This is a genomic window from Chitinophaga pollutisoli (assembly GCF_038396755.1).
GTDB classification, from domain to species: Bacteria; Bacteroidota; Bacteroidia; order Chitinophagales; family Chitinophagaceae; genus Chitinophaga; species Chitinophaga pollutisoli.
In genome coordinates, this window is the sequence record NZ_CP149822.1 from 558343 (window position 1) to 573380 (window position 15038).

Sequence of the window (15038 nt, forward strand, 5' to 3'; positions counted from 1 at the left end):
AATCGTTTTTTTAGGTTACATGGAATGCCGCCAGATGATGACGGACAATATCAAAACGGCGCCCATCACCACGCCCAGCACATACCATCTGAGGATGCCGCTTTGCGTGGCGGACATCATCCGGTGGAAGCCGCGCGTCATGACGGCAAGTCCCGTGTATACATTATCGATAAAATCCTTACGGTTGAGCCGGGCGATGCGCACGAAGGGTTGCACCAACAGCAAGTCGTACGCCGCGTCGAATCCCCACCCGCTTTTCAGGAATTCGCGCGCTTCTCTCGGGAAGGGCGCATTCAGCAACCGCCAGGTAAGATATATCGCCAGCGCCGCGAGCCCCGCCGTGATGCCCTGCAATCCCCATTCCGCCGCGATGCTGGCATGCGGCACTTCCGCCGCGGGCAATACGGGCGACAGGAAATCGCTCAGCCAGGTGAAGTGCCCCAGGGTGTGCGGCAGCTCCAGGAAACCGGCGAGCGTGCTGCAAATTGCCAGCACGTACAGGGGTATCATCATTTCAGGACCGGGTTTGTGGTGGACGTGCGTCTTCTCCTGCCCGAAAAACACCAGCAGCATCATGCGCACCGTATAAGCGGCGGTAACGAACGCCCCCAGCACGGCAGCCCAGGCGTACCAGGTGCTGCCTTGCGCGGTGGTGCCCGCCAGCCAGATGATCTGGTCTTTGCTGTACCAGCCGGATGAGATGAAAGGAATGGCCGCCAGCGACAGTGAACCGATGAGGAACACGAGGAACACGCCCGGCAGGGATTTGCGGAGGCCACCCATTTTGTACATGTCCTGCTCGTGGTGCAGCGCATGGATTACCGCCCCGGCGCACAGGAATAATAAAGCTTTGAAAAATGCGTGGGTGATGAAGTGGAAGATCCCGGCGGACCATGCGCCCACGCCCAGCGCGAGGAACATATACCCGATCTGGCTGATGGTCGAATAGGCAAGTACGCGTTTGATATCCGTTTGCACCCAGGCGCTGAAGCCCGCCAGCAGCAAGGTAACCGCGCCCACGATGGCCACTGCGGATTGTGCAGCGGGTGCCAGGGAGAAAATGATGTTCGTTCTCGCGATGAGATAAACACCGGCGGTGACCATCGTGGCCGCGTGGATGAGGGCGCTCACCGGCGTGGGGCCCGCCATGGCATCGGGGAGCCAGGTCTGTAGGGGCAGCTGGGCCGATTTGCCGACCGCGCCGCCCAACAGGAGAAACGCGATCCACACCACCGTGGGATCGCCCATGGCCCAGAGCGTTTGCGCGCGCTCCAGCACCACCGACAATTGCAGGCTGCCCGTATGCTGCACCAGCAGGAAAAGCGCAATGGCCATCGCCGTATCACCCACGCGGGTCACGATGAAGGCCTTGCGCGCCGCGGCACCGTTGGCCGGGTCTTTATACCAGAAGCCGATGAGCAGGTAACTGCAAAGCCCTACCCCCTCCCATCCCAGGTACATCAGGAGCAGATTATCGGCCAATACCAGCATGAGCATAGCGCCCACGAAGAGGTTCATGCACGCGAAGAATCTTGCGAAATCGGGGTCCTCCGCCATATAGCCGGTGGAATAAATATGAATGAGCCATCCCACGAAAGTGATGACGAACGTGAATGCCAGTGAAAGCGCATCGAGCCGGAGGTTCATGCCGATGCTGAAATCCCCTACGCGCACCCATTCCCATAAGTGCTGGTCATAGGCAGGGAAGCCCGACTGCAGGAACTGCCAGCCCGCCACAAGCGTGATCAGCGCCGCCAGGCCCATGCTGCCGCACCCCACGGCGATCACGCCCGCCCTCCCGATTTTTGCGGAGAAAAGGATCAGGATGAGGGCGCCCAGGAAAGGGAGCGCTGGAACGAGATACATCCATTCCATAATACAATGTTTTACGGTTCTGTTGCGGATCTCAGCCCCGCATCCGGCTGGCTTCGTCGCTGTCGAGCGTTTTGAGCTGGTGGTACAATTGCAGGATAAGCGCCAGGCCTACCGAAACTTCCGCTGCGGCCATGGCCAGGATGAACATGAACATCACCTGCCCTTCCGGCTGCCCCCATTTGCTCGCCGCCACGATGAAAGCGAGCCCCGCCGCATTGAGCATGATCTCGACCGACACCAGCATGAAGATGATGTTGCGGCGGATCAGCATGCTGATGAGGCCCAGCGTGAATAAAACCCCTGCAAGGACCAGCCCTGCCGTTGTTGCGGATATCATGATGCGTCATTTTGTAAAAAACGGTGAACGATTTTCTTCTTCTGGCGGCCAAGATGATAAGCTCCCACGATCCCCGCCATCAGCAGCATTCCTGCCAGTTCAACAGCCAGGATGTAAGGACCGAACAGGCTTTTGCCGACTTCCTTCGGATCCACCACTCGCACCTCACCACTCAGATCCCCCGGTTGCAACATGAGGTACACCAGTTCGCCCAGCAAAACGAGGCACAGCACCGAAGGCCCGATCCACACGCCTGGCGTCATCCAGCAGCGCTCATCCCCCGCGGTCTGACTGCCGAGGTTGAGCATCATCACGAAGAAAATAATCAGCACCATGATGGCGCCCGCGTAAATAATCAGCTCCAGCGCCGCCATAAACGGCGCGCCATACAGGTAAAACACCACCGCCACACTCAGCAGCGACACGATGAAATACAACAGCGCATGCATGATGTTGAACCGGGTGATCACCATGATGGTTGACAATACGGCCACAGCGGCCGCGATATAGAAAGCGATGCCCATAACGGGTAGTTTTTATGGTAAAAGACTGCGCACATCCACCGGTGGCTCTTCGCGTTGCGCTTCGCCTTTCTCCTTCCCGGAAATGGCCATGCCCGCCACGCGGTAATAATTGTAACCGGGATATTTTCCCTGGCTGTTGATCAGCAGGTCCTCTTTCTCATACACCAGGTTCTGCCGGTCGTACTCCGCCATTTCGAAATCGGGCAACAGCTGGATGGCGTAGGTAGGACAAGCCTCTTCGCAGAACCCGCAGAAGATGCAGCGGGAAAAATTGATGCGGAAGAATCCGGGATACCGCCTTCCGTCGGGCGCTTCGGCCGCCTGCAGCGCGATGCAATCGACCGGGCAGGCTGCAGCGCAGAGATAGCATCCCACGCAGCGCTCACCGCCGTCGGGGTCGCGGGTGAGCGCGATGCGACCGCGCCAGCGGGCGGGAAGAGGCGCCTTTTCTTCAGGGTACTGGTAAGTTTCGCGTTTGTGGAACATGTGCAGGAACACCAGCCACATGCTGCGGAGTAAACTGAACATAACCGATCATTTATCGATGATTAATTTGATGGCCGCAGTGCCCAGCAGATTGAGCAACGACAGCGGGAACAATACCTTCCATCCGTATTCCATCAGCTGGTCGTACCGCGGTCGCGGCATGGAAGCACGCAACAGGATAAAAACCATGATGAACACGAACGTTTTGATGACAAACCAGATAACGCCGGGCAGAAAGGCCGGTCCCAGCCATCCCCCGAAATACAGCGTCACGATCATGGACGAAATGAGGGTGATGCCGAGATATTCCCCGATGAAGAACATCCCGAATTTCATCCCCGAATATTCCGAGTGAAATCCCGCTACCAGTTCGCTTTCCGCTTCCGGGATATCGAATGGCAGGCGGTGCGTTTCGGCGATACCGGCAATGAAAAAGATGACGAACCCCAGCAGCTGCGGGAAGATGTACCACATTCCCTTTTGCGCCTCCACGATCTCGCCGAGGTTGAATGTGCCGCTGAGGATCACCGTACCCATCAGCGTCAGGCCCATAAACACTTCATAGCTGATCATCTGCGAAGCCCCGCGCATGGCGCCCAGCAAGGCGTATTTGTTGTTGGACGCCCATCCCCCCAGCACAATGCTGTACACACCCAGCGAAGTCATGGCGAGGAAAAAGAGGATGCCGATGTTCATATCCGCCACCACGATCCCCGGCCCAAACGGCACCACGGCAAATGCCATGAGCACACTCGCCACCACCACCGCCGGCGCGAACACGAATACCACTTTGTCCGCAAACGGCGGTATCCAGTCCTCTTTAAAGAACAGCTTCAGCGTATCGGCCAGCACAATCAGGATGCCGAAAGGCCCTGCGCGGTTGGGGCCGTACCTGTCCTGCCAGAGGGCGAGCATCCGCCTTTCGAGCCAGATCAGGCCGGCGGCCGTATTGAGCAGTACAAACAGTACGCCACCGACGATCCACCAGTAATGAGCTTCCATATCGATGTCTTTAATTTTCCTTTAATCGTTTACCCGCATCTTCGCCAGCACCGGCAAATCCACTACCGGCGAATGCGGCATCCCGGCGGTAACGCCCGCCAGGCCGTGCGGCATCCAGTGATTGGGCGTTGCCACCAGACGGCAGGTATGATGATCCATCTCCACTGTTACCCAGTTGCCGGGTGCGATGTTCCAGCGCGCGAGATCATCCGGGTTGAGATAGAGGCAACAATAATCCGCCGCGTTCTTTGCGATGCCGTGTGTGTACATACTCAGTTCTTCCGACCCGAAAATGTGGTACAACGGCATGATATGCACATGCCCCGGCACCGGCACGAACGTATCTGGCACTTCGTGGAAATACTTCGGGCCGCCGTTCAGGTGCGGCTCCAGCAGGCGGATGCCGGGGTCCCCGCCGTGCAGGTGCCCGCCTATTTCCTGCTGGTATTTGTTCACGGATTGCACGGAATTCCAGCCCGGCGACCAGAAGAACGGAATGAGCGGCGAAGGCGGTTCTCCCCTGTAGCCCTCCATGGTAAAGGAAAGCGGCGTATCCAAATCTTCCGCGGGCTTCGGTTCGCTCACGTTTTCGTTGGCCAGCATGGCCGTCCTCCCGCTGTAACGGTGCGGTTCACGGGGGATGCGCTGCCCGTTGATCCGGAAATCCGCATGGGGCGCCAGGTGCTGCAGCTGCGCCAGCGCGGGCATGCCGGTGGTGATAGCCCAGTCGATATCGTCTAGGTTATGCAGGCCGTGGAGCGCGCGTACTTCCGAGCCTTCCGCGATCTGCAGACACCATCGCCAGCTTTCCTGCACTTCGCCTTTGGGAACAAACACCTGGTAGAAACGCTGCGCGCGGCCTTCGTTGTTGACGACGGTGCCGTCGGCTTCGGCGAAGGTACCCGCGGGCAGCAGCACCGTGGCTTTCTCGGCGGTGCGGTTGTATAAATGGTCGATCAGGATGACATCCTGCGCGTGCAGGAAGATTTCGTCGATCAGGTGCGCGTCGGCCCGGCGGTACAGGTCGTTTTCCAGTACGATCACAGTATCGGCCTCCCCTTGCCGCAGCACGTCGATGGCGGTATCGAGCCGGTGGCCGCCGAGCATTTCGAGGCCGAGGCTGTTAACTTCAGGCAGGGTGAGGCTCAGCTTGGGTTGACGCCCTTTCTGCTGAAGCGCCCAGGCCACATTGGCCGCCGCTTTCATCATATGATCGCAGCCGCTGCCGTAACCGCTGACGATGAGCGGGCGCTCCGCTGCCATGAGCGTTGCCGCAATCTTGTCCGCCAATGTATTTTCCTCGGCGCTCAACCCGGTAATGGGATCGATATCGGCTCCTAACGCTTTGGCCACCGCGAATCCCAGGCGCGCCAGCTGCTCGGGAGCGCCGCGGCGAACGTCTTCCGCCAGCTCATCGAGTTTCGTGGGCACGGTATGGAAAATAAAAAGCGGCCCGTGTTTGTCCTGTACGGCTTCCCGCACGGCGGCGTCCTGCCAGTCGCTAAGATGGATTTGCCCCATGGCATCGGCTTCCGGCTTCCGCCGTAATGCCTGCCGTACCGCCAGCGCCAGCATAGGCGCGGTATTGGTGAGATCTTCTCCTAATATCAAAACCGCATCCGCTTGCCCGGCTTCCTGCAGCGATGGTGTGCGTACGGGCCCTTCACGAAGGATCTTCAACGCCAGCGATGCATGGTCATGATCCGAATCCGACACGCCGAGGAAGAAATTATCTTCCCCTACCAACAACTTCAGCGCGAAATTGGATTCGAGACTGGCCCGCGGCGAGCCGATACCAATGGTACGCCCGTTTTTCAAACGTTGCGCCACCTGATCCAGGATGTGCGCTTTGTTGATCGTGCCGTTGGAATGCGGACGGATGGCGGGTTGAAGGATACGCTGGTCGCTGTTGACAAATTCATATCCATAACGCCCGCGGTCGCAGAGGAAATATCCGTTCACTTCGCCGTTGTAGCGATTGGCGATCTGGCGAAGCGAACCATAACGCTCGCCGGCGCTGATATTGCAGCCCAGCGAACATCCCTGGCACACCGACGGCGCCCAGGTCATATCCCATTTGCGGGTATAGTGCGATTTGAGGGTCTTGTCGGTAAACACGCCCGTAGGGCAAACTTCCGCGAGATTGCCGCTGAATTCGCTTTCCAGCGTGCCGTTTTCGCAACGCCCGAAGTAGACGTGGTTATGCGCGGCGAAAACGTTCAGGTCTTTCCCCCCGGCATAATCTTTATAGAAACGTACGCAGCGGTAACATTGGATGCAGCGGTTCATTTCGTGATTGAGGAAAGGCCCCAGGTCCTGGTTTTCGTACGTGCGTTTGGAAAAACGGTAATGGCGGTAAGTGTGGCCGGTCATCACGGTCATATCCTGCAGATGGCAGGAGCCGCCTTCGTCGCACACCGCGCAATCGTGCGGGTGGTTCGTCATCAGCCAGCCTATAACCTGTTCACGGAAAGCTTTAGCGCCAGGGTCTTCAACAGACAGACGGAGGTTGTCTTTCACGGGTTCCATGCATCCCATCACGATCCTTCCCGTTTTATCGTCTTCGTCTTTAAACACTTTCACGGCGCACTGGCGGCAGGCGCCCACGGAACCCAGCGCCGGGTGCCAGCAAAAATAAGGCAGGTTCATGCCCAGCTGCAGCACGGCTTCCAGCAGGTTGCTGCCCGGCTTCACCTCGTATGGTTTGTTATCGATGTAGATGGTCATAAGTGATGGGTATGATGGAGGTGAGCGGATGCGGGAACGGCCGGTACCGGATCGTGGTAAGGGCAACGGTGCTCCCGGATGTGTCTTTCAAAATCATCGCGGAAATATTTGAGCGCGCTTTGCAGTGGTTCCATGGCTCCGGGCGCCAGCGCGCAGAACGTATTACCCGGCCCGAGCCATTCTGTATGGCGCAGCAGCAGCTCCAGGTCTTCCTCCTGTCCCCTGCCCTGCTCAATGGCCCAGAGCAGCTTCTCGGTCCAGGGAAGGCCTTCGCGGCAGGGCGTACAGAAACCGCAGGACTCCTGCGCGAAGAAATGTTCGAGGTTATGCACAAACCCGACGGGACAGGTCTGGTCGTCGAGCACCACCATAGTGCCCGTTCCCAGGCGGCTTCCCGCCGCGGCCACACCCGCGAAATCGAGCGTAATATCCATGTGTTTGTCGATGAGGAAATCGGTGGATGCGCCACCTGGCAATACGCCCCTGAAACCATAACCTTCCTTCATCCCTCCGGCATATTCTTCTATCAGTTCGCGCATCGTAATACCCATCGGAAGTTCCCAGGCGCCGGGTTTGCGCACCCTGCCGGAAACGCCGTAGATCTTGGTGCCGCCGTCGGCCGTGCGGCTGAGGGATTTGAACCAGTCGGCCCCTTTGTTGATGATATGCGGGATGAAGGAAAGCGTCTCCACATTATTGACGATGGTGGGCTTGCCGAACAATCCTGATACCTGCGGGAACGGGGGCTTGGCACGCGGCGTGGCGCGTTTGCCTTCGAGCGAGTTTAGCAGCGCCGTTTCTTCTCCACACATATATCTTCCCACACCGGTATGCAGATGCATTTCGAGCGAATAACCGGTGCCGAGGATATCTTTTCCCAGGTACCCCGCGTCATATGCCTCCGCGATCGCCTTACGGATCGCGATGGCCGCGTCTTTATACGCCCATCGCAGGAACACAAACGCCTCGGTGGCCTGGATGGCGTACGCCGCCACGATCATACCTTCCAGCAGCTGGTGGGGATTGCCTTCCAGGAGCCAGCGGTCTTTGAAAGTGCCAGGTTCCATTTCGTCGGCGTTGGCCACGAGGTATTTGGGCCCGGGAACATCCATCGGCACGAAACTCCATTTCATGCCCGTACTGAATCCCGCGCCGCCGCGGCCTTTCATGTTAGATTCCTTCACGAGGGCCGTCACGTCTTTGGGCTGCATATGGCGAACCGCCTTGCGCACGGCCTGGTAGCCGCCGATGGCTTCGTACTGGCGAAGCTCCAGTGGCGGAAAGGTGATGTGTTGTGTGAGCGGACGTTCCATATCAGGTATATTTATCGAGTATGTCCGCCAATGCGGCGGGATGCAGATCGCGGTACAGATCGTTGTCGACCATCAGCGCCGGCGCATGGTCGCAGGTGCCCAGGCAGGGATTCGGCAACAGCGTGAAACGCCCGTCGGCCGTAGTTTGCCCGTATTGAATACCCAGCAGCCCCGTCAGTTCTTCATGAATCCCTTTCAGCCCCATCACGTAGCAACTGATGCTGTCGCAAAGCAGGATGATGTGCCGGCCCACGGGCTGGCGGAAGATGAGATTGTAGAACGTGGCCACACTGTCGACCTCCTCGGGACTCATATCCAGGATATCGGCGACATCGCGGATACTTTCGTCGGACACCCATCTGCGGTGCGCCTGGACGATCTTTAGCGCCTCTATGCAGGCAGCTTTTTTGATCGGCACCAGCCTGATCTCTTCTTCGATTTTTTCTTTTTCGGTCATCGATAGCATAACGAAGGTTTTACCGGTCAATGTCCGCCAGCACGTAATCCATGGCGCCGAGGATGGATAAAAGGTCGGCCACCGTATACCCGCGGCTGATGTACGGGATCATTTGCATATGCGCGAACGAGGGTGTGCGCACCCGCACCCGGTAGGGCGCGGTGTTACCGTCGCTGGTGAGATAGTAGCTGTTCCATCCTTTGGTGGCTTCGGTGACGATCATGGCTTCGCCGTTCGGGATCACAGGGCCCCAGGACACGTGAAGGAAGTGATGGATGAGGGTTTCGATGTCCTGCATCGTGTATTGCTTCACCGGCGGGGTCGCCAGCGGATGATCGGATTTGTACGGGCCTTCGGGCATGTTGTGCAGACATTGCTCGATGATGCGGAGGCTCTCCCACATCTCCTGAACCCGCACCACCGCCCGGTCGTAGCAGTCGCCGTTCTGCGCCGTTGGGATATCGAACTCATAGTTCTCATAGCCGCTGTAGGGGCGCTTCTTGCGCATATCCCATTCCAGTCCGCAGGCGCGGAGGTTGGGCCCGGTGGCGCCCCAGTCGATGGCTTCTTCGAGCGAGAACACGCCGATGCCTACGGTGCGCGCTTTGAAGATCGCGTTGCGCATTACCATCTTGTCGTATTCCTTCAGCTTCTTCGGGAAATAGTCCACGAATTCACGCACGAGCTTGTCCCAGCCCTGCGGCAGGTCCTGCGCCACGCCGCCGATGCGGAACCAGTTGGGGTGCATGCGGCCGCCGCAAACGGCTTCTATGATGTTGAATATCTTTTCGCGGTCGGTGAACATGTAAAACACGGGCGACAGCTGCCCCACGTCCTGCGCGAAGGTGCCGTACCAAACGAGGTGACTGGCGATGCGGAACAATTCACAGAGCATAACGCGAATCACCTCCGCCCGCTGTGGGATGTGGATGCCGGCAAGTTTCTCCACGGAAAGAAGATAGGCGAGATTGTTGTTGACGCCGCCGAGATAATCGATGCGGTCGGTATACGGGATGTATGTGTGCCAGCTCTGGCGTTCGCCCATTTTCTCGGCGCCGCGGTGGTGGAAGCCGATGTCGGGCACGGCGTCAACGATATCTTCGCCGTCGAGCTGGAGGATGATGCGGAGCACGCCGTGGGTGCCGGGGTGCTGGGGGCCGATGTTGAGGAACATATAGTCGGAGTCGTCGCTTTGCCGCGGCAGGCCCCATTCTTCCGGATTGAACCGCAGGGCCTCCTGCTCCCTGTCTTCTTTTTCCGGAAACAATCGGAACGGCCCCATTTCGGTGGCCCTGGCCGGATGCTCCTTACGGAGCGGGTGCCCCTCCCAGGTGGTTGGCATTAAGATGCGGCGAAGCAGGGGATGCCCTTCGAAACGAATGCCGAACATGTCGTACACTTCCCTTTCATACCAGTTGGCGGAAGGCCAGATGTGCGTAACGCTGGGTGTGACGGGAAATTCGCCACGGAGGGCTACTTTCAGCCGGATAAATGCATTGCGTTCGAAGGAAAAGAGATGATAGACAAGGGTAAACTCGCTGGTGCCGTTGTACTTGACTTTACCCGCACGCTCATCGATGGCCGTAAGGTCATAAAGCATGCGGTAAGGTTGTTCCGCTTCACTGCGGAGATACTCCAGTACAGGAACGATCTTCCCTTGTGGCGTCCAGATGGTGGGCGTCTCATCCCGGGTGAGCTGCTCGTGGAACATCTGCTCTCCGAACCGGGAGCAGAGGGCAGAAAAGATGCTTTCAGGCATGATGACAGTTTTGTGTATCGATGCGCCTGGCTGCTAGACTTTTCCAGTCTGTTTTACCCTTGCTTAGAATGAGCTGTTTGTCGCTATATCGGGTTTTGTATCAGTTCAGATTTTCTCTTCCCGCTCCCGCATCCGCACCGCTTCTCCGGTTCCCTGCGCTTTTTGCGCGCGAACCGGGTGATGGTGGTGGTGATGGCCGATGAACTTCCTGCAGAACTTCGCGCCCGCCCCTCTCAAGATGCTCCTGCCGTGCCCGAAACAGGCCACGTCGAAGTCGAAAGTGGCGAGCTTCTCCAGGCTATGCCTGCCGGTTTCATAATCTTCGTAAAAGGTCGAATAACCCAGTCCGAAGAGATTATCGCAGGCGTCGGCCGCGAAGAGGACGTTCTTGGCGCCCGGGAAGAAAAAGGCGAGTTGCCCTTCGCTATGGCCCGGTACGTGCACCGCCTGGATGCCTCCCGCGATGGGGAGCCAGTCGCCGTCGCTCACCAGCTGGTCAACCGCGCAGGGCGTGATCGATCCCGGCGCTTTGGCGATGAACATCTGGTAGATGAGCCGGTTAACCACCCCGGTGAAATACGGATGGTCGGGCTTGGGCACGAATCCGGCTTCCACCCACTTCTTCTCGGCCGCATGCATGTACACTTTGGCCCCGGTGATCGCTTTCAGGTCGGCGGCGCTGCCGGAATGGTCCGGGTGGCTATGGGTGAGCAGGATGTGTTTCAAGTCATCCGGCTCCCGGCCAATGGATGCGAGCAGCTCCAGAATCTGGCCGCTGCGGTCGGGCTCTCCCGTGTCTATGAGCGTCAACTTTTCATCGTCGATCAGAAAAGCGTTCGACTTACCCAGATTGAGTTCATAGACATTCTCGGTGATCCTTCGGATACTCATGCATGATTGATTTAACAGTTGCGGCGATCATCCCTTTCAGATCTCGTCCGGCGTCTTGAATTCGGTCATATTTTGTCGCTTCCCGCGGAAGCGGTCTTTCATCGATTCTTTCTCGGGCCTGATCACGCCCTGGTCCCCGATGGTCCAGCTGAGGGGCCGCAGCTCTTTCCCGACTGATTCCTGCAGCAGCAACAGGCCGTGCATGAAGGCATCGGGGCGCGGCGGGCATCCGGGAACGTAAACATCTACCGGCAGGAATTTATCCACGCCCTGCACGACGCTGTAAATATCATACATCCCGCCGGAATTTGCGCAGCTGCCCATGGAAATTACCCAGCGCGGCTCCATCATTTGTTCGTACAGCCGTTGGATGATGGGCGCCATCTTGATGAACACCGTCCCGGCGATGATCATGACATCCGCTTCACGGGGAGTGCCGCGGATCACTTCGGCGCCGAAGCGCGCCAGGTCGTACTTGGGCGTCATGCCCGTGGCCATTTCCACGAAGCAGCACGACAACCCGAAATGGAATGGCCACATGCTGTTTTTGCGGCCCCATGCAACGAGGCGCTCAACGGAAGTGAGCATCACGCTTTGCCCGACGGACGCTTCCATGGAGTAATTCCCGTTGCTGCCCGGGGCAGCTTCTTTCGGTTCAGTTAACCACCACTTCATGCGTTTCGCTTTTGGGTTGAAGAGAAGATTGTTTCATCTTCCGGAACGCCTTCAGGATCTTCTTGCCGTCGGGCCCGAAGTCCAGCGCGCCATTGCGCCATTCATAGACCAATACGGCCAGTAGAATGGCGATAAATACCGACACGCCGATGAACCCCGCCCAACCGAGTTCTCCGAACGCAATGGCCCAGGAGATCACGAAAACGGTCTCGATGTCGAAGATCACAAACAACATGGCTACAAGGTAAAATTGGGACGGGAAGCGCAGGCGCGCGGAGCCGGTGGAAAGAATACCGGCCTCATAAGCTTCGCCCGTAGAGCGGTCTTTATGGCGCTGGCCCAGCAGGTAGGACAGACCCAGGATCGCCAGTACCAACACGAGTACAATGGCGCCAAATACAAGGAACGGCCAGGTCGGTTGCATAACAGTTGTTTTACGGGTTCATCTGCGGGTTATCCGGATGGGTCGATGGAGGGAATCCTGTTGTTGTTTTATTGTCGCCAATTGAAATCCATCTCCTCGCATCCGTCAGATGCAGGCCATAAAACAATAAACAACGCCGGGGATGTGGCAGCCTGATAAATGTCGTAACTAGTCCTTAATGATGCGTGCCGGTAATATAGCACTCCAGGTTTTCAATGATGTGTTTCTGTTCGTCCATGATATATTTCACTACATCCCCGATGGAGACAATGCCGATCAGCCTTCCGCCGGCATCCACCACCGGCAAATGCCGGATTCTTTTATCGGTCATCTTGCACATGCAGTTCTCGATCGTTTCGTCTTCGTTGACGGTGATCGGATGCTCGGTCATGATCTCGCGGATCGTCGTCTCCTTGGAGGCGCGGCCCTTCAAAATCACCCGGCGCGCATAATCGCGCTCGGAAAAAATGCCCATAAAATGTTCATTGTCGACTACGGTGAGGGCGCCAACATTCCGGTCCACCAATACTTTAAGGGCTTCATAAACGGTGCTGTCCGGATGTACGGAGTAAACTGCGTGACCTTTGCCCACCAAGATGTCTCTGACTCTCCCCATGGTAAGCTGAATTTAAGTTTAACAATAACGTGTGCGAAAAACCTACTTTAAGTTAACCTAATTAATCCGTAAAATCAAAAAGAAGCGGGAAAAAAGCCGCCAACAATTTTGCGTACAGCTATTTTCCCGCTACCAAATAATCGTTTATACGTGCAATTTTTTATTAGGATGTTAATCCCCACTGCACCGGCCCTTCCGGTAAAATCAAAGATTCCCCTTCTTCAGCTCACTCACCCCGTGATCCACCGCCCGCGCCGTCAGCGCCATGTACGTGATCGAAGGGTTCTGGCAGGCCGAAGAAGACATGCAAGCGCCATCGGTAATAAACACGTTCTTCGCCGCATGCACCTGGTTGAAACCATTGAGTACGGAGGTTTTCGGATCACGCCCCATACGCGCCGTGCCCATCTCGTGGATGCAGTGCCCCGGAGGCGGCATGCTGTCGCCGCCGCCAACGTCCGACAAACCGGCCGCTTCCAGCATTTCCTTCGCGCTTTCCAGCATGTCTTTGCGCATCGCCATTTCATTGTCGCGGAACGAGCAATCGATATCTAGTGTGGGAAGCCCCCATTTGTCGGTTTTCGTTTTATTTAACCGCACAGTGTTATCTGCATACGGCAGATGTTCGCCCCAGGCGCCGATCCACATGCTCCATTTACCTGGCTCCAGGTTGGCTTCCTTCAACTGCACGCCGATGCCCTCGAACGAGGAACCTCTTCCGCGCGAAGCGCCGCCCTGGTAACCATATCCGCGGACATAATCGGTGCGGTTTGTTTTACCGCCGATATTGCGGAAACGGGGAATATAAATGCCATTTGCCCTGCGGCCGTACACATACTGGTCTTCAAAGCCGTCGAAATTTCCGTACGCGCTCACGCCAAAGTGGTGATCCATCAGGTTGCGCCCCACCTGGTCGCTGTCGTTGCCGAACCCGTTCGGGAAACGGTTGCTGACGGAATTGAGCAGGATCGCTGTGGTACCGAGCGTGGAAGCGTTGATGAACACGATCTTCGCGTGGTATTCCATCACCTCTTTCGTTTCCGCGTCCATAATCCGCACGCCAGTGGCCTTTTGCGTTCCTTCGTCGTACAGGATCTCCAGCACGATGGAAAACGGCCGCAGCGTGAGGTTGCCGGTTTTCGCGGCGGCAGGGAGCGTTACGCCATTGCTGCTGAAATATCCGGTGAACGGGCATCCCCTTCCGCACTGGTCCCGGTACTGGCAGGGCCCTCTCCCGTTGTGCGCTTCCGTCACGTGTGCGCAACGGCCAATGGTCATGATGCGGTCAGTGTATTTTTCCTTAATTCGCGCCGCCACATGCTTTTCCAGGCAGTTCATCTCCATGGCTTTCAGGAACTCGCCATCCGGTAACTGGGGAAGGTTCTCGGCCTGACCGCTGATGCCGATATATTTTTCGACATAGCTGTACCACGGCGCGATGTCTTTGTAACGGACCGGCCAATCCACTCCGTGGCCGTCTTTCGCGTTTGCTTCGAAATCGATGTCGCTCCAGCGGTATACCTGACGGCCCCAGGTGAGGGAACGTCCTCCCACGTGGTTGCCGCGCAGCCAGTTGAAGGGTTTGATCTCGTTATAGGGATTCTCCTTATCGTTTACCCAGAAGTGTTTGGTGGCTTCATCGAAGTTGTAGCACCGGCTCTGGATGGGATAATTTTCCTGCATCTCGGTCGTCATCATACCGGGATGCGGGAATTCCCAGGGCGCCCAGTTGGCGGTGGTGTAATCCTTGATGTGTTCTACGTTCCGGCCTCTTTCCAGCACGAGGGTTTTCAACCCTTTTTCGCACAGCTCCTTGGCTGCCCAGCCGCCGCTGATGCCTGAACCTACCACGATGGCATCGTAGGTATTTGCGGCAGCGGCCTTGGTGTTCAAATTCATTTTCAGCGTAGGTTTAAAACAGGAAAAGCCGCACAGAACGCGGCTTTTCCTGG

Annotated in this window: 14 protein-coding genes; all 14 read right to left on the reverse strand. The window is 57.3% G+C overall.

Features of this window, described 5'->3' with window-relative positions:
* Nucleotides 1-15: 15 nt before the first annotated feature.
* On the reverse strand, nt 16-1875 hold the full coding sequence (gene nuoL / locus WJU16_RS02310; protein WP_341836713.1) for an NADH-quinone oxidoreductase subunit L: 1860 nt from the start codon (nt 1873-1875) through the stop codon (nt 16-18).
* Between the two features lie 31 nt (nt 1876-1906).
* Nucleotides 1907-2212, reverse strand: coding sequence for an NADH-quinone oxidoreductase subunit NuoK (gene nuoK / locus WJU16_RS02315; protein WP_298711246.1), 306 nt, complete (start codon nt 2210-2212; stop codon nt 1907-1909).
* On the reverse strand, nt 2209-2736 hold the full coding sequence (gene nuoJ, locus WJU16_RS02320; RefSeq protein WP_341836714.1) for an NADH-quinone oxidoreductase subunit J: 528 nt from the start codon (nt 2734-2736) through the stop codon (nt 2209-2211). Before nuoJ ends, nuoK begins: the two co-directional genes overlap by 4 nt.
* Before the next feature lie 12 nt (nt 2737-2748).
* A complete protein-coding gene (nuoI, locus tag WJU16_RS02325) occupies nt 2749-3264 on the reverse strand; it encodes an NADH-quinone oxidoreductase subunit NuoI (protein WP_341836715.1) in 516 nt (171 codons plus the stop codon).
* A 6-nt stretch (nt 3265-3270) separates the two neighbouring features.
* Nucleotides 3271-4224 carry an NADH-quinone oxidoreductase subunit NuoH gene (nuoH, locus tag WJU16_RS02330; protein ID WP_341836716.1) on the reverse strand — a complete coding sequence of 318 codons (954 nt, stop codon included), beginning with the start codon at nt 4222-4224 and terminating at the stop codon, nt 3271-3273.
* Between the two features lie 21 nt (nt 4225-4245).
* Nucleotides 4246-6951: an NADH-quinone oxidoreductase subunit NuoG gene (gene nuoG, locus WJU16_RS02335; protein ID WP_341836717.1), complete on the reverse strand. Its 2706-nt coding sequence runs from the start codon at nt 6949-6951 to the stop codon at nt 4246-4248.
* Nucleotides 6948-8264 (reverse strand): NADH-quinone oxidoreductase subunit NuoF, encoded by a 1317-nt coding sequence (gene nuoF, locus WJU16_RS02340; RefSeq protein ID WP_341836718.1) that lies wholly within the window; start codon nt 8262-8264, stop codon nt 6948-6950. Before nuoF ends, nuoG begins: the two co-directional genes overlap by 4 nt.
* Before the next feature lies 1 nt (nt 8265).
* On the reverse strand, nt 8266-8730 hold the full coding sequence (gene nuoE / locus WJU16_RS02345; RefSeq protein WP_341836719.1) for an NADH-quinone oxidoreductase subunit NuoE: 465 nt from the start codon (nt 8728-8730) through the stop codon (nt 8266-8268).
* Between the two features lie 10 nt (nt 8731-8740).
* Nucleotides 8741-10480, reverse strand: a complete 1740-nt coding sequence (nuoC, locus tag WJU16_RS02350) for an NADH-quinone oxidoreductase subunit C/D (protein WP_341836720.1) — start codon at nt 10478-10480, stop codon at nt 8741-8743.
* A gap of 105 nt (nt 10481-10585) precedes the next feature.
* Nucleotides 10586-11371 (reverse strand): MBL fold metallo-hydrolase, encoded by a 786-nt coding sequence (locus WJU16_RS02355; protein ID WP_341836721.1) that lies wholly within the window; start codon nt 11369-11371, stop codon nt 10586-10588.
* Between the two features lie 36 nt (nt 11372-11407).
* On the reverse strand, nt 11408-12046 hold the full coding sequence (locus WJU16_RS02360) for an NADH-quinone oxidoreductase subunit B family protein (RefSeq protein WP_341836722.1): 639 nt from the start codon (nt 12044-12046) through the stop codon (nt 11408-11410).
* Nucleotides 12027-12470 carry an NADH-quinone oxidoreductase subunit A gene (locus tag WJU16_RS02365; RefSeq protein ID WP_341836723.1) on the reverse strand — a complete coding sequence of 148 codons (444 nt, stop codon included), beginning with the start codon at nt 12468-12470 and terminating at the stop codon, nt 12027-12029. The genes WJU16_RS02360 and WJU16_RS02365 overlap by 20 nt, the downstream gene beginning before the upstream one ends.
* Before the next feature lie 175 nt (nt 12471-12645).
* Nucleotides 12646-13086: a CBS domain-containing protein gene (locus tag WJU16_RS02370; protein WP_341836724.1), complete on the reverse strand. Its 441-nt coding sequence runs from the start codon at nt 13084-13086 to the stop codon at nt 12646-12648.
* A 204-nt stretch (nt 13087-13290) separates the two neighbouring features.
* Nucleotides 13291-14985, reverse strand: coding sequence for a GMC family oxidoreductase (locus WJU16_RS02375; protein WP_341836725.1), 1695 nt, complete (start codon nt 14983-14985; stop codon nt 13291-13293).
* Between the last annotated feature and the right edge of the window lie 53 nt (nt 14986-15038).